Source organism: Lacticaseibacillus salsurivasis, from assembly GCF_036246225.1.
In the GTDB taxonomy this organism is placed as follows: Bacteria; Bacillota; Bacilli; order Lactobacillales; family Lactobacillaceae; genus Lacticaseibacillus; species Lacticaseibacillus salsurivasis.
In genome coordinates this window covers 83,860-106,119 of the sequence record NZ_BTTP01000005.1, presented here as the reverse complement: position 1 = coordinate 106,119, position 22,260 = coordinate 83,860, and the positions used below count along the sequence as shown (strand labels likewise).

The window sequence follows — 22,260 nt, the reverse complement described above, 5'->3', positions numbered from 1 at the left end:
CGAATTCGGCCGAATATTATTTCGAAATGAAAATTTCGTTAACTGGTAGGCGTGAAGGTTTCAAAACTACATTCACCGTTATATTCTAATGAACTCGCGCGCAAAAAACAACCCGCAATCTCCCGTCGCACCGCCGTTTTCAGCAAATTGCCATTAGCACTCTAACAAAAAAGTGCCAGCGTTTCGCTGACACTTCAAAGTTAGTGCTGACCTTGCTTGATGATAAGCGCGAAGCACCGCACTTTTCCAAGTAAGAAATTTCTTTTAGTAATTGCCAGCCGCCTTGATGAAAGCCTTGAACAGACCTTCTGGCTTGGTTGGCCGAGATTGGAATTCAGGGTGATATTGTGGGGCAACGAAGAACTTGTTCTTCGGATATTCGATGATTTCCATCAACCGGTTGTCTGGGCTGGTCCCAGAGAAGACCAAACCTTTAGCTTCCAGCGCCGCGCGATAGTCGGTGTTGAATTCGTAACGGTGACGGTGACGCTTGTCGATTTCTTTGACGTTATCGTAAGCCGCTGCTGCCACTGAACCAGGCTTGAGCACGCATGGGTAGAGGCCGAGGCGCAAGGTGCCGCCTAAGTTTTCCAGGTTCTTTTTATCAGCCATGATATCGATTACAGGATCTTTGATATCCTTGCTGACTTCCGTGGTGAAGGCATCCTTGTAGCCAGCCACATCGCGGGCAAATTCAATGGACGCCATTTGCATCCCTAAGCAGATACCGAAGAATGGCACATCATTTTCTCGGGCATACTTAATGGTGGTAATCATGCCTTCCAAGCCGCGATCCCCAAAGCCGCCTGGCACCAAAATCCCATCGGCATCGCCGAGCAGTTCCTTGACGTTAGCTTCCGTAATGTCTTCGGCCTGGTACTTCTTCAAATCGATCTTGGCATTCCAGAAGTAACCCGCAGACTTCAGCGCTTCAGTGACGGAAATGTACGCGTCCTTAAGCTCCACATACTTGCCGACCAAGGCAATGTGCACCGTGTCTTGCAGGTTTTCCACCCGACTGACCAGATTGGTCCAGTCGCTCATATCCGCAGCTGGGGTGTCAAAACCAAAGTGCTCCACCACGCGTTCGTCCATGCCTTGAGCCTGCATTGCCAGCGGCACGGAGTACAAAATTTTGGCATCGCGTGACTCGATAATTGACGCCACCGGCACATCCGTGAACAGTGAAATCTTTTTCTTCATGCTTTCGGTGACCGGCTGTTCCGTCCGCAGTACCAGCATATCCGGCTGAATGCCAACGTTACGCAATTCCTTAACCGAGTGCTGCGTTGGCTTGGTCTTCATTTCGCCAGCGGCGCGCAGATATGGTACCAAGGTGGCATGAATGTAGTAGACGTTCTCCGGGCCGACGTCTTTTTTCATCTGACGAATGGCTTCTAGGAACGGTTGGGATTCGATATCCCCCACGGTCCCACCAATTTCGGTGATAATCACATCAGAGTCGGTTTTGGTCGCCGCCCGCATGATTTTTTCCTTGATCATGTTGGTGATATGCGGAATGACCTGCACCGTGGCACCCAGGTATTCACCGTGACGTTCGCGGTTCAGCACTTCAGAATAAATCTTCCCGGTCGTGACATTGCTGTACTTGTTCAGGTTGATATCGATGAAGCGCTCGTAGTGGCCAAGGTCCAGGTCGGTTTCCGTGCCGTCATCCGTCACAAACACTTCCCCGTGCTGATAAGGGTTCATGGTGCCTGGATCCACGTTGATATATGGATCGAACTTTTGAATCGTGACTTTCAAGCCGCGGTTTTTCAGCAAGCGGCCAAGGCTGGCTGCAACAATCCCCTTACCTAGTGATGACACGACCCCACCAGTGACAAAAATATACTTGGTCATGAGAAAACTCCTTTGTGAATTTTTTCGGGAAAAAACAAAAACAAGCCCCCTATTCAATCGAACAGGGAGCTTGAAACCGTCTGGCCTTACGTTTTCTGTAAGGCGCCCAAGCAATATAGTAACTGGAAGGAGGGTGGGTGTCAAGTAAAGGCTGTGGAGATTGGCGGCCTTGGCTCGACGAATAGCCGCAGGTGAGGGCGGTGTGGCGCCGGGACGCGGTGGTCCTGCAGCGGGGGTCGGCTGGAGCCAAAATGCGGTCTCCAGCCTCAAATGTGAACCGCCACCGCGTCCCTCTGCCACCCCACCCTCACCTGCTTCATAACAGTATTGCCTTCACTTGATGGCCTCGCGTCCACAATCGTCTCAATTGTGGTTAGGAGCACGTCAACGGTTTCTGTGAGCCGCCAAGGGTCTAGCTTCACCACCCGGCTCTACTGGTTGAAAAGTACGTGAATTGAACGCCGACACGTTCCCGGTAATGGCCCCAACCTATAAGCACTTTAGAAATTGGTATAAAAAAAGCGGCGCTAGGCCGCTTCCAGATGCTTAATTTTCGTCTGAGTCATCATCATCGCTATCGTCATCCGCGGAGAAATCCGGGGTGTCGGTGTCGTCTGAATCGTCATCTTCTTCATCGTCGTCGCTGAATTCTGCCAGCTGGCCTTCGATACCGTCGGGCAAATTGTCTTCTTGCTCGTCGTCATCGTCGTCGCCGTTAGCGTCAACGCCATTGTCGAAGTCGTCGCTGGTGTCTTCATCGTCATCATCGGCGTCGAAGTCATCATCTTCTGGATCATCGTCGTTGTAGTCGATGACATCATCATCGTCAGCTACGTCAGCCAGGAAGGCGTTGACCTTCTTACGCTTCTTAGCGCGGCGTGGGGTGTCTTCTTCGTCTTCTGGGTGGTTGACTTCTTCATCAACGGAATCGTATGGGTACCAAGCCCGCAAGCCCCAGACATTATCGCCCAAGGAGATGAAGCTGCCATCATCGTTCAGGTCAGTGTAGAATTGCGGCAACCGATCACGGATCTCCTCATCGCTTTTGCCCAAGAAGGTCTGGATTTCGTTCACGATGTCGGCAAAGCCCATCGTGTCGCCTTTTTCTTCGAGAATGCCGCGAGCAACCTCGATCATGGACAGTTCTGATTTATTCGCATCGGCAAATACATCAAGTTTCAACCGGTACACGCCCTTTCTGCTTAATACAGTCTATTGTGAATAATACGCGCTCAAGCGTTAAAAAGCAATCGCATCCGATAATTTCCCAGATGGTCGCCATTGCCAAACAACTCGTACTCGATATAGATTTCGCCGGCTAGTGGATCAGTGGTCAGGCGCACATCCAGCCGCGGCGTCACGGTTTCCACCGGAATGATGCCATAAGGCGTGCGGTAGCGCGTCAGAATGCGGCGGTTGTTGGCAAAATGCAACCGCAGATGCGTATCATCTTCACTGGAGCCTCGCGACAGCTGGACAGAACCATCAGCCCGCAACTTCAGTGTGACCGGATAGTCGGTATGTTCTTCTTCGTTCACTTCACGATAGCGAATGTACAGTGTGTCCCCCATTTGAACGACTGTGCCTGGCTCATCGAACACATGGTTCTCCGTTTCCGCCTCTTGGGTGACAAAAGTCTCAAGGTGCACTTGCACCGGGACGCCGTGTGATAAATCCATTCGAATCAGCCCTTTCTGCTCTCCATTATAACGTAAAGGCCCGCTTTTGGCTTAAAACTGACGCCAGCGTCATGTTTTCTGCCGGGGGCGCAACCGCCCAATTCCTTGGGAAGGGTGCATGGCGCGCCGAACTTGCATATAATAGGGTATGAATGGGGGCAAGCGGATGGACAAGGCACTGAAAAATCTAGGACCAATCGGCGTGTTAAACCAACACTTCACCGCTGACCAGCGGCTTTTAAGCTTTGCGCATACCAACGCCCTTTTGAGCCGGCCAGCCGGGTTGCCTGCGGTGTTCGTCCACTACTGGACGTTGGCCCGCACAGTGATTTTGGGGATGCAGGATTTGCGCTTGCCGCAGCTCCCAGCAGCGCTGAAGACCTTGCAAGCAACGGGCTACCCCTTCTTTGTTCGCAACTCTGGCGGTTTAGGTATTGTCTGTGACGAGCAGGTGCTGAACGTTAGCTTGTTCTTACCCCCTGACGCCGCCACGATTCCTGAAGCCTATCAGCTCATGGCGGACTGGCTGACGGATGCGGTGGGGGCACCGCTTGCGGTTGGTGAAGTGCCGCACTCCTATTGCCCCGGCACCTTTGACCTGAGCCTAGGCGGGCAAAAAATCGCCGGGTTAGCTCAGCGTCGCACCAGTCGCGGCATCGTGGTGATGGCATACCTGGCCGTTGGCGGCGATCAGGCGGCACGCGGGCAGGTGATGGCTGACTTTTATCAGGCCGGCCAAGGTCAAGCCGATCCGCGCCACCGCTTTCCGCAGGTGCATCCAGCAACAATGGGCACCTTAAATGCCCACCTTGCCGCCCCGCTCACCCCGCAAGGCTTAAGGGCTAAACTCACAGCCGCGTTAACCACAAAGTCAGTATCCCTCACGCCCGTCCTTGCCACCCCGACCTATCAATCCGCGCTGGCCGCCGCCTTAACCGACATGCAGCAGCGCAATCAGTTTGAAGGAGAATAATATGGCCATTAAAATGCTTCCCCGCGAGAAAGTCTTTCGCGATCCCGTCCATAACTATATCCATGTTCAGCATCAGGTGATTTTGGACTTAATCAACACGCCTGAGTTCCAGCGCCTGCGTCGCATCAAGCAACTCGGCGTCGCCGATTACGTCTTTCAAGGCGCTGAACATACCCGGTTCACGCACAGCTTAGGCGTCTACGAAATCACGCGTCAAATCTGTGATAACTTTGCGGTGAACTTCCCCACCCAAACCGCTGGCGATGGCCTGTGGGATGACAACGAACGGCTGGTGGCACTATGCGCGGCCTTGCTCCATGATATCGGCCACGGGCCCTACTCACATACTTTTGAGCACATCTTTGCCACTGACCACGAAGCCATCACCCGCCGCATTTTGACGGATGAAAGCACCGAAGTAAACAAAATTCTGCGCGGCGTGGCGCCAGACTTCCCCGAGCAGGTGGCCAGCGTGATTGCCCATACTTACCCTAATCCGCAAGTGGTGCAAATGATTTCCAGTCAAATCGATGCCGACCGGATGGACTATCTGCTGCGGGATGCCTATTTCACCGGCACCAAATACGGCGACTTCGATTTAGCCCGCATCTTGCGGGTGATGCGCCCTTATCAAGGCGGCATCGGTTTTGACGCCAACGGCATGCACGCCGTGGAAGATTACATTGTGGGCCGATTCCAGATGTATCAGCAAGTTTACTTCCACCCCGTGTCTCGTTCAATGGAAATGATTTTGACCCACCTGCTGCAGCGCGCCAAGACGCTGTATGAAGCCGGCAAGTTCGATACCCGCTACAACCCGCGGCTGCTGATTCCGTTTTTCGAGCATCAATTCGACTTGAAGGATTACCTACGGCTTGATGACGGCGTGCTGAACACGTATTTCACCTACTGGCTGGACTATCCCGATCCGGTGCTGAAAGATTTAGCTGGTCGCTTCTTGAGCCGCCGACCACTGAAGTCGGTGGCCATCACCGACCAAACCGCCGCGCTGCTGCCGCAGCTGCGCGCTTTGGTCAGTGAGGCCGGGTTTGATCCAGATTACTACACCGCCGAAAATGACAGCTTCGATTTACCCTATGATCAATACGATCCTAGCGTCGCTAATCCCAAAACCCAAATCGAAATTATCCAGGCCGATGGGACTTTGGAAGAACTCTCGACCTTGTCGCCACTGGTGGCTGCGATTAGTGGTAAAGCCACTGGGGACAAGCGGTTCTATTTTCCGAAAGTCATGCTCAGCAAAAATGCCGACGATTTATTCGCCGGCACCTACGCTAAATTTCAGCAGTATATTCTCAATGACACGCTGATTGATCCCGCGTTCAAATAATTAACGTTGCTTCAGCCATTGCGCCACGCCATAGCGATGCGTTGGCCGCTTCAGCTCCGCTGCCGCCAGCTCAAGCGGCATCAACATCAGCGCGTTGAAGTCTTCCAAAGGATCCGCGACGCGCTGAATGTCACTGCACGCATAGAAAGTGGCTGGGTGGTAATAAGCGGTATTGCGGTGATGAGAGTAGAAATACTCGGCCGCGCGGCCCAGTTTAGCGCCGATGGTGACGCGCACCCCGAACTCTTCTAGGAGTTCACGGGTCAGCGTCTCCTCATCGCTTTCACCTGGCTCCACTTCCCCACCGGGCAAAAACAAGGCATGGTTAGGCGCCTGTAAAATCAACAGGCGTTTGCCGCTGGCGTCAGGAATGACCCCGTACACCCCGATTCGCGTGTGATAATCTAGCTTGGGGTCTTTGCGTCCGAATACCGGATCTGCCATGATCAACTAGCCGTCCTTTTCTCATATTTTCCTCATTATACTTGAACCTGCTTCTAATCGCCACTAAGGATGTGATTTTGTGCCGAACTTTGCGCTTTGGTACTGGTTGCCAGCCCTCATCATGGGCGCGCTTTTCTGCTTTAGCTTTTTCAAAGAACCACGCCATCTCTACAACGGGATGCTGTTCAACTGGTTTGCCATTGTCTTTCTGGCGACGCTAGCCTTTGCTATTTTGGCCTCTGGCAACCGGCTTTTAATTGCCGTCACTGGCACGCTATTCGTGATTGCGGTGGGCATTATCATTTTGCTGTTCGCGTTGCACTTGGTCTTGCTGCTTTGGAATGCCTGGCTGGTGTGGCGCCGCGAAGGCCATTCGCTGGGCAACATGCTCACGTTGGGCATTGCGGTGGGACTGCTGCTACTGGAGGTGGCTGGTACCTTTGGCCGCCAGTGGATCCCTGATCCCTTGTACAATGGCTTGACCTTCTTCTTCACCCTCAGCATCGGTTATGAGCTGTTAGCGCTGTATAATTTCTTGACCATCCTGGTGCTTTACAATCTCTGGCGGCCGCGGCACAATCGCGACTACCTGATTGTCCTAGGGGCCGGCCTCATCAATGGGGACAAGATCTCGCCACTGTTAGCCGCCCGCATTCAGGCCGCCGTCACCTTCTATCAAAAACAAGTGGCCAAAAACCGGCCCGCACCGAAAATTATTTTTTCCGGTGGCCAAGGCGAAGATGAGAACCTGTCGGAAGCCGCGGCCATGCGCGCCTGGGCAGTTGATCACGGCATCCCCGAAACCGATACGTTGTTGGAAGACCAATCCAAAACCACCTATCAAAATATGAAGTTTTCCAAAGCGTTGATCACCAAGCGCGAAGGCGCGAAACCGGTGAAGGCGGCCTTCTTCACTAACAACTACCACCTGTTCCGCGCCGGTGTCTTTGCCCGGGCGGCCGGGCTTGATGCCAATGGCGTCGGCGCCGCCACTTCCTTTTACTTCCTGCCCAATGCCGTGATTCGCGAATATCTCGCCTTCGTGGTCCTACACAAGCGGCGGCATATCATCATCATCGGCTTGATTGCGGTGATGTCCATCATGGTCGGCATTAGCGCCGGCGTACGGTGATTGGACAAATCCGGGAAATTGTATCAAGACGGCCAACGTTTTTTTCGTTATCATGATAACAGCAAGCTACAATCTGGAACCTAAGCCAGTCTGGCTGAGGTTCTTTTTTTGTTCACTTTGGAGGCGCCAAGCTCGTGAATCTTGCATTCTAGCCTCGCATAAATAATGCTATACTCTGCCCTAGAATAAGTTATTGGAGGATTTTATGAAAAACATTGGTCGGCTCTTCGTCCTTGATTGGCGGCGCATTTTAAAAAGTCCATTTGCGTTCCTGTTAATTCTGGCCTTGGTCGTCATTCCCAGCCTGTATTGTTGGTTCAACGTCTGGGCCTTGTGGGATCCTTACAGCAACACGCATGACTTGAAAGTCGCGGTGTACTCCGCCGATCAGCCCACCACTTTTCAGAATCAAAAGGTGGCCATCGGCGATGAACTGATTACCGAGCTCAAGCACAATGATAAGCTCGGGTGGCAGTTCGTTGACTCCAAGCAAACTGCGGTGGAAGGGGTCAAAAGTGGCAAATATTATGCCAGCATTGTGGTGCCCAAAACCTTTTCCCATGATCTCATGAGCTTCGTGCAAGGCAAAATCAAAAAGCCGCAGCTCGATTATTACGTGAACCAGAAAATCAACGCCATTGCGCCAAAAATCACCGATACCGGCGCCAATACCTTGCAAAGCACCATTTCTAAGCAGTTCGTCACCACGGTTGCCTCGACGCTGGGCAAGGTATTCAATCAAGCCGGCGTCAAGCTGGATGAGAACCTGCCGATGATCAAACGTTTCACCAGTTTGGTCACCAGTACCGACGCGCAGCTGCCGACCATTGAAAAGTACCTGAATGAAGTGGATACGCTCCAAGCCAAAATGCCGACCTTGAAGGCCAAACTCCAAACCGCCAATGAAATGGCCACTTATCTGCCTGAAGTCAACACCATGACCCAAAAGCTGGTGGCGTCGCAGCGCTTCTTACCGGCCATCGATGAGGCCGGCCAGCTCGCCACCCAGGTCAAAGGCAAACTGCCTGAAGTGAAAAACGCTGGCGCCCAGCTGAACACGGTGGTCGTGAACTTCGACCAACTGGAATCCGCCGTTACCAAGTCCCTCACCATCACCAGCCAAGGCATCAACGTGATTAATTCGGTAGACGGTACCCTGCCGGCGCTCACTGCCTTTGGTCAGCACGCCCAAACCGCAGTGGCCACCACCAAAGACGAGGTGCTACCGAAGATCAAGCAGGCACTCACCTTGATTCAAAACGCCACTGACGCTGGCCTCACGCTGATTCAAGCCGCCAACACCAGCTTGGCCGCCGATTTAGCCAACCTGAAGACGCAACTGGCCGACCTGGACGCCAACCCAGATAACGCGGCGGCGCGCACCGCCATTGCGGACCGGCTCACCGCGTTGGCCAGCCGCCAAGGCGAAGTGGCCACCACCGCCACCAAGCTGGCGCAAACGCTGACCCAGCTGCAAACCGCGGCGGGCCAACTGAATGGCCAAAATGTCTCCTTCGCCGACGCCATCAGCCGCCTGAATGCCTTATCCGCTGGTGCCACGGTCATTCAAAAGCAAGCCACCCATTTTGCCAGTCTGGTGCAAACGGCCAGCACCGCTGAGCTGCAAAGTCAGCTCGAGCAGCTGCAAAGCACCGCGACTCAATTTGCCCAAACTGCCGCCGGCTTGCAACAATTACAGCTCGGCCAAACCGTGCACCAGGTACTGACGGCCCTGACCGCCGCGTTGCAAGATGCCGATGTCACCTTAGCGCAGATCAACAGTCAGATTTTGCCGCAACTACCGGCGCTGCTGGCTAACACCAAAGACCTGCTGACGCAGGCCAACACCTTCCTAGCCACCGCCAAAAAACAACTGCCAGCGCTCAAAACCGAATTAACCGACGCCAATGAACTGCTGAATGGCCACATGCAGCTGATCACTAGCGGCATCACCACCGTCGCTGACTTGTACCAAAATGATTTCCCGACCCTCAAAACCAAGCTGACCCAGGCCAACGCCTTTATCCAGCAGGACCTGCCTGGCATTGAGCAAGATCTCACCAACAGCTTGGCCTTGGCCAATGCGAAAATGCCGGAACTCGAATCTGGTTTGAAGCTGGCCGCAAACTTCAAGCAAAACGACTGGCCAACCTTGAAGCAGGCCATTCAAACTGGAGCGGCCGCCATCAAAAAAGGCGAAAAGTCCATCGACTTAAGCGCCTTGCTTAAACTGCTGCGCCGCGATGCCACCAAGGAAGCCGACTTCCTGGCCGCGCCAGTCACCATTAACGAAACCCACCTTTACCCGATTCCGACTTACGGCTCGCAAAGTGCCCCATTCTACTTAGCGCTGTGTATCTGGGTCGGCGCACTCCTGCTAGGCGCGATTTTGATCACGGAATACAAGCTGCCTGCTGAACTGGCCCAAGCCACTGTGAAGCAGCAGTACATCGCCCGCTGGCTCACTTTCGCCGGGCTGGGCATGGGCCAAGCGCTGATTGCGGCGCTGGGGAACCTCTACCTGATTGGCACCTACGTCGTGAACAAGCCGCTGTATGTGCTGCTGGCCATGCTCCTGTCGGTGGTGTTCGTCTCCATCTTGTACGCCTTGATTTCCCTATTTGGCAACATTGGGAAAGGGCTGGGCATCATCATTCTGGTGTTGTCGATTTCCGGCGCCGGCGGGAATTTCCCGGTGGTCTTGTCCGGTAAATTCTTCCAGATGATCAACCCGTGGCTACCCTTCACCTATGCGGTCAATATGCTGCGGGAAACCGTCGGCGGCATCTACTGGCCGAATATGCGGCTTGATCTGCTGGCGCTGGCGGCGTTCGGCCTGGTGTTCTTCTTAGCCGGCCTGCTGCTGAAAGAACCGATTCGCCCGTGGATCAACAAAATGCACCACATCACCCGCAAGAGTGACATCATCGAATAATCACTAAATCCAACGACCGGCCTTGCACATCTGATGTTGCAAGGCCGGTCGTTTTGATAGAATATAAGTAAAGCGAATAAGGAGGAAGATGGCAATGTTAAAAGATTTTCGTGATTTCATCATGCGCGGCAACGTGCTGGATATGGCAGTTGGGGTCATTATTGGCGGCGCGTTCACTGCGTTGATCACGTCCCTAACCAATAACTTACTGAATCCGTTGATTGGCTTATTCCTGCGTAGCGCCAGCCTCGCCAAGCTGAGCGTCACCGTCGCCGGTGCCAAGTTTACATATGGGGCCTTCATCAACGATATTCTCAACTTCTTGGTCATTGCGTTCATCGTGTTCTTACTGGTGCGCATGGCGAACAAGATTTTGCCGAAGAAAAAGCCAGCCCCTGCTGGCCCGACCCAAGAAGAACTGCTGGCTGAGATTCGCGATTTGTTGGCCAAAGAAAAACAGGCCTAAGCAATAAAAGAGCCGCGCAATTGCGCGGCTCTTTATTTGCCTTAGCGAGTGAACCGGTTTTCGAACAACGGTGAAACCGGCTTGTTTTCTTGAATGCGGGTGATGGCCCGGCCAATTAGTGGCCCAACCGAAACAATCACCAGTTTATCGATCTTCTTATCTTCGGCCAAGTTGATTGAGTCGGTGACAATCACGCGCTCAATCGCACTGTTTTGCAGACGTTCAACCGCTGGGCCAGAGAAGACGGCGTGGGTGGCGGCCACTTGCACTTCAATGGCGCCAGCGTCTTTCAACGCTTGGGCAGCCAGGGTAATGGTGCCAGCGGTATCGATCATGTCGTCAATGATGATACATTTCTTACCTTTGACATGGCCGACAATGTTCATCACTTCAGCGACGTTTGGCCGTGGGCGGCGCTTGTCGATGATGGCGATTGGGGCCTTCAGGAATTCGGCCAGCTTGCGGGCGCGGGTCACGCCACCATGGTCAGGCGAAACCACCACGGTGTCCGCATTGGTGTAGCCGTTACGGATGAAGTAATCCGCCAACAGCGGGGCACCCATCAAATGGTCAACGGGAATGTCGAAGAACCCTTGAATTTGGGCCGCATGCAGATCCAGTGCCAAAACGCGAGTGGCACCAGCGCGTTCCAACATGTTGGCCACCAGCTTGGCAGTAATCGGTTCACGCGAGCGGGCCTTGCGATCTTGGCGGGCGTAACCGTAGTAAGGAATCACGACGCTGATCGTGTGGGCACTGGCCCGGCGCAAGGCATCGATCATGATCAAAAGTTCCATCAGATTGTCATTAACCGGCGCGGAAGTCGACTGGATGAGGTAAATATCATCCCCACGAATACTTTCTTCGATGTTGATCTGAATTTCCCCATCGGAAAAACGAGTCACTGACGACTTCCCTAATTCAACACCCACTTCAGCGGCAATTTTTTCCGCGAGGGGTTTGTTCGAATTCAAGGCAAAAATCTTCAACTTCGGATCAGAGTAAGGCATGGTTTCCTCCATGATATTAATTTTTTGATGAACACAGCACTGACTTTTGAGCCCATTTACAGTCTGATTATACCAGAACATTGAGGCGTGAACGGGCTTTTCCACCCATCTATCGCAATTTTATTTGCGTTTGCTGACCTAATTTTTAGGTACCACCGCAATAATCAGTGCGGCATTTGCAGAAAATGGCAAAGCAAAACCAGCCGCAACGCGACTGGTGGCTTTGACTACTTATCTGGTTGGTTCCATTCTGGATCATCGGCAATCGCCGTGCGTTGCCAGAAGTCCGCCTTGTTGACCTGACGGGCGCGGGCAATGCCCATGGCGTGGTAAGGCACATCCTCGGTGATGGTGGAACCGGCGGCAATGAAGCTGTGGTCGGCAATGGTGACAGGAGCCACAATGTTCGAGTTGGAGCCGATGAAGGCGTGACTGCCAACCTTGGCTTCCCACTTTTTGACGCCATCGTAGTTCACGAAGACCACCCCGCAACCGACATTGATGTCGCTGCCTAAAATGGCATTGCCGACATAGGTCAAATGCCCGACCTTGGTGCGCGGCCCAATCGTGGCTTTTTTGATTTCGACAAAGTTGCCAAGATGTGCACCTTCGCCGATCTCGGAGTCTGGCCGCAAATGGGAGTTCGGGCCGATGTCCGAGCCGGTGTGCATGATGGAATCTTCGATGGTAGAACTGGTGACGGTGACGCGATCTTCCAGCGTGGCATTGATCAGCTCGGAATGGGTGCCAATCTTACAATCCGCCCCAATTTTGGTGTGGCCTTTGAGGTACACGCCCGGTTCGATAATCGTGTCCGGTCCGATTTCGACATCGGCATCGATGTAAGTCGTGGCCGGGTCAATCAAGGTCACCCCAGCTTGCATGTGCTGCTTGTTGATGCGCGCTTGCATCACCTTGGTCGCGGCAGCCAAAGCCACGCGGTCATTCACCCCCATAGATTCGGAGAAATCCTTCATCCGGTAAGCGGCGATGACGTCACCTTTGGCTTTGAGAATTTGAATCACATCTGGCAGATAGTATTCACCTTGGGCATTATCGTTTTTGACTTCATGCAAAGCGGCAAACAACGCTTGGTTATCGAAGACATACACGCCGGTGTTGATTTCGTTGACCCGGGCTTCTTCGGCCGTGGCGTCTTTTTGTTCCACAATCTTTTGCACCGTGCCAATGTCGCTGCGAATAATCCGGCCATAGCCGAATGGATCCGGCGCAGTCGCGGTTAAAATCGTCGCCTTGGCACCTTTATCCATGTGATAGGCAAACAGCTTCTCAAAAGTGGCGGCGGTGAATAGCGGCGTGTCACCGCTGGCAATCAAGGTCATGCCTTCTTTAGTACCTAACAGCGGCTCTGCCTGCAAAACGGCATGCCCTGTGCCCAACTGTTCTTCTTGCACGACATACTGACTGCGCTTGCCCAAGGTTTCTTCAACAGCTTCGGCGCCATGGCCCACAACCGTCACAATCTGATCCGGCTGGGTCTTTTCGACCTCGGTCAGCACATGATCGACCATCGGCTTACCGCAGACTTGATGCAAAACCTTGTAGAGCTTCGACTTCATCCGCGTCCCTTTACCGGCCGCTAAGATGATGGTGTATTTTCCAGACATAATGTTCGCTCCTATCCTACTAACATTCTCGTTTATCATAGCCCACTGCCGCCTTTTGAGCAACTGACAAAGTGGGATAGACCGCTTGGCGGCGGGCTTTCAGCAGTTTTCATTTGGCTAAACCAATTTGATCAGGTAAGCAAAAAGCCACTCGGATTGCCGAGTGGCTAACAATGCTACGCCTTAGTTTGCGGGTCCGTTTGAATGGTGCTGACCTGCTTGGTTTTCGCCCAGACATCATAGAAATAATGATTATCCCGCGTCACCATCTCCCACAAGAAATTGAGCACGATGAAGGCGGCCACGAGGCCAAACAGGCCGAGCAGCGCGAAGTTGACTTCTGTGCGGTGGAACTTCACAAAGATTTCGTTAAAAATCTGCATGAAGCCGAACACACTGTATTGCGCCACCCCATATAAGAGAAATTCTCGCCACAGCAAGCGGCCAAAGCCGACGGGCGTGCCATCTTCTTGGACAATGCGAATGCGCACCAGCGCTTTGCCTGGCGTCGCACCATGCCGCACCAACGGGTAGACCACGAAGATGAAGACTGGCGCCAAAACCCGCGTCACAATGACATCCCCCAGCGCCGACCGCACGCCGAGCAGCGTGGCAATCAACTCCAGCACCACGCCAATCAACCACACGCCCAGCAGATTGTCGACCAAAAAGGCCACAAAGCGCCGCAGCCAGGTCACCTGACTGCCGCGAGCCCGACTTTTGGCATCCATTTCATCGCGGCTCGGAAAGGCGCGCATCAAGGCGGGGGCAATCAAGCCGCCCAGCACCCCGCCGGTGGTGTTGATGATCAAATCATCAACATCAAACAGCCGGTATGGCCGCGGGTAGATGCCGTACAAGCCAGACAGCTGAGTCAGTTCAAAGAACAGGCTGAGGCCAAACGTCATCACCAGCACTTGCGGCACACTGCGCTTGAAGTAATAACGCAGATAGACCCCAAATGGCACAGTCAGCAGCAAGTTGAACGCCGGCTGGATGAAGCCCGGTTGCTTCAACGCCGCCAACCAAGTTCCTGGATGCAGCGGGGAAAATACCGTGGTATTCAGGAACGTGCGTAGCGCCATGAACGGCACCAGGTTGTAGCGCGGGGTGGTCAGTTTCGCCACACTGGCGATGCTAGGTAGCGGCAAGGTGATGAGAAAATACGCCGTAATCAGGTAAAAGACGAAAGTATAAAGCACCACGGCCCGCCAAAAAATAAAGCTCCCATAGCGGCGGTACTGGGCAATCATGAACGGCAGGGCCAGCAGCAAGGCCAAAAACGGAAACACCAGCGCCGCAGTTTTAATCGGAATTAGATACGCACTCATTCGGCCAACCCTTTCAGCCGGCTCATGTTCTGATCCAAATAGTTCCCTGGCACAGCATGCAGCGTGTTGGCTTTCGTATCGACTTCATCCACGCGAATCAGACTGGTGTATTCCGACACCATCCGGTCGCCGGAGAAGTTGCCTTCTGCAAACACCGAGATGCCCACCAATTCAGCATCGAATTCGGTAATCAGGCTGCGCATCCCGTTGACGGTACCGCCGCCTTTCATGAAGTCATCCACTATCAGCACCCGACTGCCGGCTGGCAAACTGCGCTTGCTCAGCTCCATCTTTTCGATGCGCGCCGAAGAAGCGGACACATAGTTCACCGACACGGTCGAGCCTTCGGTGATTTTGGAGTCGCGGCGGACGATGACAAAGGGAACGTCGAGGTATTGACTGACACTTTGCGCAATCGGAATCCCCTTGGTGGCCACAGTCATCACGGCATCCACTTTGGCGTCTAAGTATTGGGTGGCAATCGCCCGCCCGATTTGGCGGAGCACATCAGGGCTACCCAGCAAGTCAGATAAGTAAACATACCCCCCTGGCAGCAGGCGGTCGGTTTCCGACAAGCGGTGGGCCATTTCGGTGACAAATTGTTCTGCTTCTGCCAGCCCCATCACTGGCACAAAGCGCACCCCACCGGCGGCACCAGGGACCGTTTCCAGAATGCCGGTTTGCCGCTGGGCGAAGACGCGACGGATGATGGCAAGGTCTTCAGAGATTGAAGACTTCGCCGAATCATACCGCTTTGAGAAATAAGTCAATGGCACCAGGGTGTGGGGCCGTTCTAATAAGTACCGGGTCATATCGATGAGCCGGTCGCTACGCCGAACTTTCATATTGTATTACTCCTTAACTCCGAATATTTGGATTATCCTGCCTCGTTTGACATTAATCCTCACAATTATACGGGATTGGCGAACAAAATCCCAGTCAATTTCCGATAATTTCCATTATTGTTCGCATTCCTTAGTCAAGGTGCGTTGTTCCCACTGGCGAGCTGGCGTATACTCAGGCGAGATGTTACCTCATGAAGGAGTGTCACTAGTGAAAATTGAACGCATTACCGCAGCGAATCAAGCCGCCTTGCAGCTACCGAATGAACCTTTCAGTCGGTTTGGGGAATTCATTGTGACTCGCGATGACCAAGGCTGGCAGCATCACGAACGGCTTCTGACAACGCCGTTCACCCAGACCTTCCCCGATGAACATTACCAACTGGCAGACATCGATGCCGCCGGGTTTGCCTTAGGCGCTTTTGACGAGGCGACGTGCATCGGCCTGGCGACTTTTGAATACGAGTTTCGGTGGAATCATTACCTCTACCTAGCTGATCTGAAGGTCAATCAAGCCTACCGCGGCCAAGGCATCGGCCACCAGCTCCTCGACGCCGCGATTCCGCTCGCCAAAGCCCATGGTAATCAAGGCCTGTGCACAATTGCTCAAGGGTCCAATCTGGCCGCCAATCGCTTCTATCTGAAGTATGGCTTCCATATCGGCGGTCTGAATACCGCGGATTATTATTTTACCAGTGCTCGCGGGGAAACGGATATCAACTATTACCTCGAGTTTTAGGCCAGAACAGGTGCATTCGCTAAACATTTATATTAGAATGATTATAAACAAGTTGAAAGGATGACCTCGATGTTATTTTCACTGGATCATGTGGGGTATCGTACCCCTGACCGTGAGATTCTGACCGACATTAGCTTCAACGTTGATGCCGGCGAATATGTCACCATTTCGGGCCCTTCAGGCTCCGGGAAAAGTACGCTGCTCCGCCTGCTAGCAACGCTCTTGACGCCCACCAGCGGTCAGATCACCTACCGCGACCAGCCGCAAAGTTCATACCCTAAAACAACGTACCGGCAAGCGGTGTCGTATTGTTTCCAGCAGCCCAGTCTCTTTGGCGACACGGTGCAGGATAACTTGGCCTTTCCCTTTGAGCTGCGTAACCAGCCATTTGATGCGGCCAAGGCCCAAGCCGCACTGGCGCAGGTCGATTTGCCCACTAGCATGCTGACCAAACCGATCACGGAATTATCAGGCGGGGAAAAACAGCGCGTGGCCTTAATCCGCAACTTGCTGTTTGAACCGGATGTCATTTTGCTGGATGAAGTGACGACTGGCCTGGATGCCGCCACCAAAACCATCGTCCACCAGCTGATTGAAGGCCTCAATCAAAAAGGCCTGACGGTGCTGGCCGTGACGCATGACGAAACGGAAATCAACGTTGCCCATCGCCTGCTCACCATTACTGCCGGCAGATTGGAGGCCGCCCAATGAACAATTTAATTGTGAGTCCCACCGCGCTGGCCTTCGCCGTGATTTTGGTGCTGATTGCCCTAGCCGTAAACTTCAAAGAACACATTGGCCTTGAAAAAGACATGCTGATTGGTGTGGTGCGGGCCGTAATTCAGCTCACCGTCGTCGGCTACGTTTTGACCTATATTATCCGCGTCGACCGGGTTTGGTTGACGCTGCTGATGGTGGCCATCATCATCTTTAACGCCGCGTTAAACGCTCGCAAGCGCGCCGCCGGCATTCCGCACGCCTTCGTCATTAGCTTGCTGGCGATTTCAGTGGCGACCTTGACCACCATCGTCCTGCTGGTACTGGCGCACGCGGTTAAATTCACCCCCAGTCAAATCGTGCCGATTTCCGGCATGATTGCTTCTAACGCCATGGTCGCCATCGGATTGTGTTATCGGAGCTTAAACGCCAGCTTCCATGATCAGCGCCAAGGCCTGCTGGAACGGCTGGCGTTAGGGGCCGACTTGAAGCAAGCCACGATGCCGATTGTGCGCGTCGCCATCAAAACCGGCATGGCACCGACGATTGACTCAGCCAAAACGGTTGGTCTAGTGAGCCTGCCTGGCATGATGTCCGGCTTAATTTTTGCCGGCATCGACCCCACCAAGGCGATTATGTATCAGATCATGGTCACGTTCATGCTGCTGGCAGCCACTTCCATCAGCAGTGTCATTGCTTGCTATCGCGCCTACCCACAGTTCTACAATGAGGATCTACAGCTGCGCTAAATCAAAAGCAGCCGGCCTCCACTCGTATGACACGGGTGAAGACCGGCTGTTTTTGCGTTAATATGCATTATCCCCGTCTTGCAGCGGCTGATAATCGCCGTACTCGACTTGGATGGTGACATGGGCGATGTCAAAGGTGTGCCGCAATTTGTGACTCAAATCCGTCAGAAACTGGTCATTATTGGCATCGGTTTTGCGCGTGATGTGCACCGTCAAAGCGACATCGGTGGTGCTCAAGGCCCAAATGTGCAGGTCGTGGCAGCTGGCCACTGTCGGGTAAGCATTGATCATCGCTTGCACCTTGGTGGTGTCAATCGCTTTTGGTACTGCCGCCATGGCGAGGTTCACCGCGTCTTTGAGCAAGCCCCAGGTACCAATCAGCACCACAATCGCCACCAGAATGGACACGAGGGGGTCAAGCCACTCCCAGCCAGTTAGCAGATAGAGCCCGCCGGCGAGGACGACGCCCAGCGACACCCCGGCGTCAGCGGCCATGTGCATGAAGGCCCCGCGAATATTGAGGTCATGCGCTTGCCCTTGGTGAAACAACAGCGCCGTGGCGCCATTGATTACAATCCCAATGCCCGCCACCAGCATCACGGTCCCACCTTGAATGGGTTCCGGATGCGCAAAGCGGCCCGCCGCTTCCACAATGATAGCCCCCATGGCCACTAGCAGAAACACGGCATTGATCAGCGCCGCCAAAATCGACGAGCCTTTGTAGCCATATGTTCGGTTCGCCGTTGGCCGCTTACAGGACAGCCAATCGGCAAACCAGGCAATGCCCAGCCCCAGCACGTCGCTTAAGTTGTGCGCCGCATCAGCTAGCAAGGCAATGGAGCCAATCAGCAGGCCAAAAGTGGCCTCCGCGATAATATAGATTGAATTGAGGAGTATTCCCCAGCGAAACGCTTGATTCGGTTTCGGTTGTTGCATCCTAATCCCTCCTGTCTAGCCGCAATCAGCCAAAAAATCAGGCTGACCGGACGTCTTCATTGTGGAACATCGCCCCAGCAAAGTCAACGCAAACCCCGTCGCACCGGCATTTCGGGAGTCATTACGAATAAGCTGACCAATAAAAAAGCTGACCTTGGCGTCAGCTGAATCCGTTATTGAAGCGGCCGCACGAGATAGACCTCGCGGCAAAAGCCTTTCATGCTGTTGTACACCCGATGCGCGCGGCTGCGTTTGCGGCAGACCCCAAACACGGTCGGGCCGCTGCCGGACATTTGGGCGTGATCCGCGCCAAAACGCACCAAGCGCTGCTGCAAGGCTAAGATTTCCGGATGCTTAGCAGCAGTCACCGGCTGCAGGCTGTTGGCCATGCCACTGATCATCAAAGGCAGATCCCCTTGCTTGATGCCAGCCACCACTTTCTTAGTGTCTGGATGCCGCACCGTTTGATCATAGTCGATGGCCCGCAAAATGCTTTGCGTCGATACCGACACGCGCGGCTTTGCCAGCACCACCCAGCAATCTGGGCGCCGGTCCAGCGGCGTGACAATCTCGCCTTTGCCAGTGACCAAGGCCGTGCGGGAGTACACACAATACGGCACATCGGAGTCCACCGCCAGACCAATTTTGGCTAAGCGCTCAAGCGGCCAATTCAGGCCCCAAAGCTGATTGAGGCCGCGCAGTACAGCCGCCGCATCCGAGGAGCCGCCGCCTAAGCCAGCCGCCACCGGGATATGTTTTTCCAAGCGGATTTTCGCGCCTTGGTGCACGCCAGCGGCCCGCTGCAACACCAAAGCGGCTTGATACGCCAGGTTGCGCGGGTCTTCAGGTAAAAAGCCACTGTCAGTGGATACCGACAGGCGGCTGCTTGGGCTAATATGCACATAGTCTGCCAGATCGACCGAGGTCATCACCATTTCCCACTCGTGGGCCCCATCACGGTGTTGGTAAAGCGCGTCTAGACTGAGATTGATCTTGGCTGGGGCCTTCTGGACGATTTCCATAGGCTATCACCGTTTGTAGTTGTTAAGCTGATTATACCGGTTTCAAGCGCATTTGAACACGGTTGGCGCTATAATGCCTGTTCCAAAATGACCACTGCCTGTGGCGCCGCCCCGACTTGGGCCTGGCTTTCGCCCAGTGGCTTAAAGCCCAGCTGTTCCCAAAACGTCAAGGCCCCGGTGTTGGCACTGACGACAGCCACGCGCAGGCGCTTGAAGCCTTGTTGCTTAAACTGCTTGCGCAGCCCCCGAATCACGCGTTGACCCAAGCCTTGGCCTTGCTCACTTTTGGCCAACATCAGCAGGCCGATATAAACAATGTCGGCTTCAGGATAGCCGTTGAGCCGGTCCAAAACGCCAACTGGTCGGTCATCGATTTTGAGCAGGCCGTAATGTTTATCCCATTTGCTCACCTCAGCGGGCCGCGCGGCGGCGTCTTCTTGCACCATGGCCAATGTTGGCTGAGGCTGCTCGGTCAACGTGAAATAGTCAGGATTGCTTTGATAAATGGTCAGCACCGCAGCTTCGTCTGCCGCAGATTTGACCGGATGGAAACGTAACATAGGCTCCTCTTTTCCAAACAAAAAAGCCCCTCAAATGAGTGGCTGGTTTGTTTTGTTATGATGCTTGCTCTTCGTCATCAAATGTAATTTGAATCGATTTGGTGAGGAGGTCAGCGTAACTATAGGATACACGCTCAAAGGCGTTTTCGTCTTGGTCTAAGGCAACCACGAAAACGGCTGGGTAGGTCTCTTTGAGTGTCCCTTTGCGCCGAGTGACCTTTTTACGGCCTGCTTGTGCGACAACGGTTAAATTTTCCCCGATCTTGCGGTCGAGTTGCTGCTTGATGCTTGCTAAAGTAATTGGCATGCACTTCACCCCTTGTCAGCAATCATAGCACGAAAGCAAGAAATTTGCAATTATACCATTACAAATGCATATAGACAAGCATCATCTTTTGGCTTTTGTACAATTCTCACCATTTTTTTATTTTCGCCGTAACATTACAGCCCCGCGGCTTTGAGCGCATCCGCGAGCCGGGCAAAAGATTCAATGGATAAAGTTTCGGCGCGCGCGCTTGGGGCAATCTCAACTGCCGCCAGCGCCGTGGTTAATTGGGCTTTAGTGGCGGCATCTTTGCCATATAAGCCCTGCAAATTGTTCCACAAGGTTTTGCGCCGGGCGGCAAAGCTACCGCGCACCAAGCGATCAAAGGCCGCCTGATCATGCACGCTGGCCAGCGGCTGCGGCCGTTTGGTCAGCGTCACAATCGCCGAGTCAACATTCGGCGCTGGGACAAAGGCAGTGCGGCTAACCGTAAAGGCGACGGCCACTGCCATGCGCTGCTGCACACCAATGCTCAGGCTGCCATAGTCCTTGCTTCCAGGACCGGCAGTCAGGCGGTCTGCGACTTCTTTTTGCATCATGACGGTGATGCTGGCAAAATCAATCGGCGCTTCAATCAGGTGCATCAGAATCGGTGTGGTGATGTAATACGGGAGATTGGCCACCACCTTCACCGCGTGCTTGCCGTCAAAATGCGCCTTCAGAAGCGTAGGTAAGTCGGCCTTTAAAACATCGGCTTCCTCCACGGTGACATTCGGATACGGGGCCATGGTTTCGGCGAGCACTGGAATCAGTTGCGGATCGATTTCCAAGGCCAGCACCTGATGGGCTGATTCTGCCAAGTATTCTGTTAACGCACCGATGCCAGGGCCAATTTCAATCACATCATCGGCGGCGGTGACCTCACCGGCTTCAACAATGCGCTTCAGCACCGCCGGATTCGTTAAAAAGTTCTGGCCCAAGCGTTTCTTAAACCGAAAGCCATGGCGCTGCAAGATTTCTTTGGTGCGCGCCGGGGTGGCAATATGGTGATCTTCAGGCATGAGCATCCTCCCCATTGATAGTTTTGACCGCCGCCGCAAAATCGGATTCACTGATCCGAAATTGCGCCAGCCGTTTCTGCAATTGTTTACCGTTGGTGTAGCCGATATGCAGCAGCTCACCCAGCCGCTCACGGCGATGGCGCGCAGCCGGCCCGCCAATCAGCCCTTGTGCTTCCAGCACTGCCCGCGGAATTTGCACTGGCGCATCCGGCACTTCCACGACCAAATGACTTAACGCCTCGCGCAACGCTGCTGGGCTGGCATGTTCCACCCCGAGCGAGCCTTTGTGATCTGGCACCGCCGCCGCCACCGGTAAAAAGGCGTGGGTGACGCCTGGCACGGCGCGGCTGATCGTTTTGCGAATCTTTTCACCAGGGAAATCAGGGTCGGTCAGCACAATCACGCCACGGCTGGCCTGCGCTTTTTTAATCAGCACTAGCGTCGCTTCATCAATAGCGCTGCCGCGGGTTTCAATTGTGTCAATGGGTCCAAAAGCTTCCGTCAGCCGCTTGGTATCGTCGCGGCCTTCCACGACAATAATTTGTTTAAACGTCATA

Annotated in this window: 22 protein-coding genes; 8 read left to right on the top strand and 14 right to left on the bottom strand. The window is 53.9% G+C overall.

All coding sequences use genetic code 11. The features are described from left to right. Window positions 1–264: 264 nt before the first annotated feature. The 3 genes from pyrG to AAA927_RS05880 form a co-directional block, all read right to left on the bottom strand. Window positions 265–1,863 carry a CTP synthase gene (gene pyrG, locus AAA927_RS05890; protein ID WP_338216582.1) on the bottom strand — a complete coding sequence of 533 codons (1,599 nt, stop codon included), beginning with the start codon at window positions 1,861–1,863 and terminating at the stop codon, window positions 265–267. A gap of 546 nt (window positions 1,864–2,409) precedes the next feature. Beyond that, a complete protein-coding gene (rpoE, locus tag AAA927_RS05885) occupies window positions 2,410–3,045 on the bottom strand; it encodes a DNA-directed RNA polymerase subunit delta (protein ID WP_308439908.1) in 636 nt (211 codons plus the stop codon). A gap of 50 nt (window positions 3,046–3,095) precedes the next feature. After that, a complete protein-coding gene (locus tag AAA927_RS05880; RefSeq protein ID WP_125579476.1) occupies window positions 3,096–3,542 on the bottom strand; it encodes a YwiB family protein in 447 nt (148 codons plus the stop codon). Window positions 3,543–3,708: 166 nt separating this feature from the next. Between AAA927_RS05880 and AAA927_RS05875 the strand changes: the two genes are divergently transcribed. Together AAA927_RS05875 and AAA927_RS05870 are read left to right on the top strand one after the other, a co-directional pair. Beyond that, window positions 3,709–4,515, top strand: coding sequence for a lipoyl protein ligase domain-containing protein (locus tag AAA927_RS05875; protein ID WP_338216578.1), 807 nt, complete (start codon window positions 3,709–3,711; stop codon window positions 4,513–4,515). Between the two features lies 1 nt (window position 4,516). After that, a complete protein-coding gene (locus AAA927_RS05870) occupies window positions 4,517–5,866 on the top strand; it encodes an HD domain-containing protein (protein WP_338216576.1) in 1,350 nt (449 codons plus the stop codon). Here AAA927_RS05870 and AAA927_RS05865 read toward each other — a convergent pair whose 3' ends face one another. Next, the gene (locus AAA927_RS05865; protein ID WP_338216574.1) at window positions 5,867–6,310 is read right to left on the bottom strand and encodes an NUDIX hydrolase; all 444 of its coding nucleotides are present in this window, start codon (window positions 6,308–6,310) and stop codon (window positions 5,867–5,869) included. A gap of 121 nt (window positions 6,311–6,431) precedes the next feature. On the opposite strand from AAA927_RS05865, the gene AAA927_RS05860 reads away from it, so the two are divergent. The 3 genes from AAA927_RS05860 (at window position 6,432) to mscL (ending at window position 10,843) form a co-directional block, all read left to right on the top strand. Next, window positions 6,432–7,442: a YdcF family protein gene (locus tag AAA927_RS05860; RefSeq protein WP_338216648.1), complete on the top strand. Its 1,011-nt coding sequence runs from the start codon at window positions 6,432–6,434 to the stop codon at window positions 7,440–7,442. A gap of 205 nt (window positions 7,443–7,647) precedes the next feature. Next, window positions 7,648–10,377, top strand: coding sequence for a YhgE/Pip family protein (locus AAA927_RS05855; protein ID WP_338216573.1), 2,730 nt, complete (start codon window positions 7,648–7,650; stop codon window positions 10,375–10,377). A 94-nt stretch (window positions 10,378–10,471) separates the two neighbouring features. Next, window positions 10,472–10,843 carry a large-conductance mechanosensitive channel protein MscL gene (mscL, locus tag AAA927_RS05850; RefSeq protein ID WP_125579471.1) on the top strand — a complete coding sequence of 124 codons (372 nt, stop codon included), beginning with the start codon at window positions 10,472–10,474 and terminating at the stop codon, window positions 10,841–10,843. A gap of 41 nt (window positions 10,844–10,884) precedes the next feature. Here the strand turns inward: mscL and AAA927_RS05845 are convergent, their stop codons facing one another. From AAA927_RS05845 to purR, 4 genes are all read right to left on the bottom strand, one after another. Beyond that, window positions 10,885–11,853 carry a ribose-phosphate diphosphokinase gene (locus tag AAA927_RS05845; protein WP_125579470.1) on the bottom strand — a complete coding sequence of 323 codons (969 nt, stop codon included), beginning with the start codon at window positions 11,851–11,853 and terminating at the stop codon, window positions 10,885–10,887. Window positions 11,854–12,080: 227 nt separating this feature from the next. Then, window positions 12,081–13,481: a bifunctional UDP-N-acetylglucosamine diphosphorylase/glucosamine-1-phosphate N-acetyltransferase GlmU gene (gene glmU, locus AAA927_RS05840; protein WP_338216569.1), complete on the bottom strand. Its 1,401-nt coding sequence runs from the start codon at window positions 13,479–13,481 to the stop codon at window positions 12,081–12,083. Window positions 13,482–13,657: 176 nt separating this feature from the next. Further along, complete coding sequence (locus tag AAA927_RS05835; RefSeq protein ID WP_338216568.1) at window positions 13,658–14,812, bottom strand: VanZ family protein; 1,155 nt, start codon at window positions 14,810–14,812, stop codon at window positions 13,658–13,660. Then, window positions 14,809–15,657 carry a pur operon repressor gene (gene purR, locus AAA927_RS05830; RefSeq protein WP_125579467.1) on the bottom strand — a complete coding sequence of 283 codons (849 nt, stop codon included), beginning with the start codon at window positions 15,655–15,657 and terminating at the stop codon, window positions 14,809–14,811. The genes AAA927_RS05835 and purR overlap by 4 nt, the downstream gene beginning before the upstream one ends. A 208-nt stretch (window positions 15,658–15,865) precedes the next feature. Here purR and AAA927_RS05825 point away from each other — a divergent pair, with 208 nt between their 5' ends. Genes AAA927_RS05825 through AAA927_RS05815 form a run of 3 tightly spaced genes read left to right on the top strand, consistent with a single transcriptional unit; the run spans window position 15,866 to window position 17,859 of the window. Next, complete coding sequence (locus AAA927_RS05825) at window positions 15,866–16,393, top strand: GNAT family N-acetyltransferase (RefSeq protein WP_338216566.1); 528 nt, start codon at window positions 15,866–15,868, stop codon at window positions 16,391–16,393. 60 nt (window positions 16,394–16,453) lie between these two features. Next, on the top strand, window positions 16,454–17,104 hold the full coding sequence (locus tag AAA927_RS05820) for an ABC transporter ATP-binding protein (protein WP_338216565.1): 651 nt from the start codon (window positions 16,454–16,456) through the stop codon (window positions 17,102–17,104). After that, a complete protein-coding gene (locus AAA927_RS05815; RefSeq protein WP_338216563.1) occupies window positions 17,101–17,859 on the top strand; it encodes an ABC transporter permease in 759 nt (252 codons plus the stop codon). Before AAA927_RS05820 ends, AAA927_RS05815 begins: the two co-directional genes overlap by 4 nt. Window positions 17,860–17,916: 57 nt before the next feature. Here AAA927_RS05815 and AAA927_RS05810 read toward each other — a convergent pair whose 3' ends face one another. From AAA927_RS05810 to rnmV, 6 genes are all read right to left on the bottom strand, one after another. Further along, window positions 17,917–18,795: a cation diffusion facilitator family transporter gene (locus AAA927_RS05810; RefSeq protein WP_338216561.1), complete on the bottom strand. Its 879-nt coding sequence runs from the start codon at window positions 18,793–18,795 to the stop codon at window positions 17,917–17,919. A gap of 173 nt (window positions 18,796–18,968) precedes the next feature. Continuing rightward, window positions 18,969–19,817, bottom strand: coding sequence for a 4-(cytidine 5'-diphospho)-2-C-methyl-D-erythritol kinase (gene ispE, locus AAA927_RS05805; RefSeq protein ID WP_338216559.1), 849 nt, complete (start codon window positions 19,815–19,817; stop codon window positions 18,969–18,971). A 68-nt stretch (window positions 19,818–19,885) separates the two neighbouring features. Then, the gene (locus AAA927_RS05800; protein WP_338216557.1) at window positions 19,886–20,377 is read right to left on the bottom strand and encodes a GNAT family N-acetyltransferase; all 492 of its coding nucleotides are present in this window, start codon (window positions 20,375–20,377) and stop codon (window positions 19,886–19,888) included. A gap of 55 nt (window positions 20,378–20,432) precedes the next feature. Continuing rightward, entirely contained in the window at window positions 20,433–20,684 is a 252-nt protein-coding gene (locus AAA927_RS05795; protein WP_125579460.1) for a Veg family protein, read from the bottom strand. Window positions 20,685–20,818: 134 nt separating this feature from the next. Then, window positions 20,819–21,703, bottom strand: coding sequence for a 16S rRNA (adenine(1518)-N(6)/adenine(1519)-N(6))-dimethyltransferase RsmA (gene rsmA / locus AAA927_RS05790; protein ID WP_338216555.1), 885 nt, complete (start codon window positions 21,701–21,703; stop codon window positions 20,819–20,821). Beyond that, window positions 21,696–22,259, bottom strand: coding sequence for a ribonuclease M5 (rnmV, locus tag AAA927_RS05785; RefSeq protein WP_338216553.1), 564 nt, complete (start codon window positions 22,257–22,259; stop codon window positions 21,696–21,698). Before rnmV ends, rsmA begins: the two co-directional genes overlap by 8 nt. Window position 22,260: the final 1 nt, after the last annotated feature.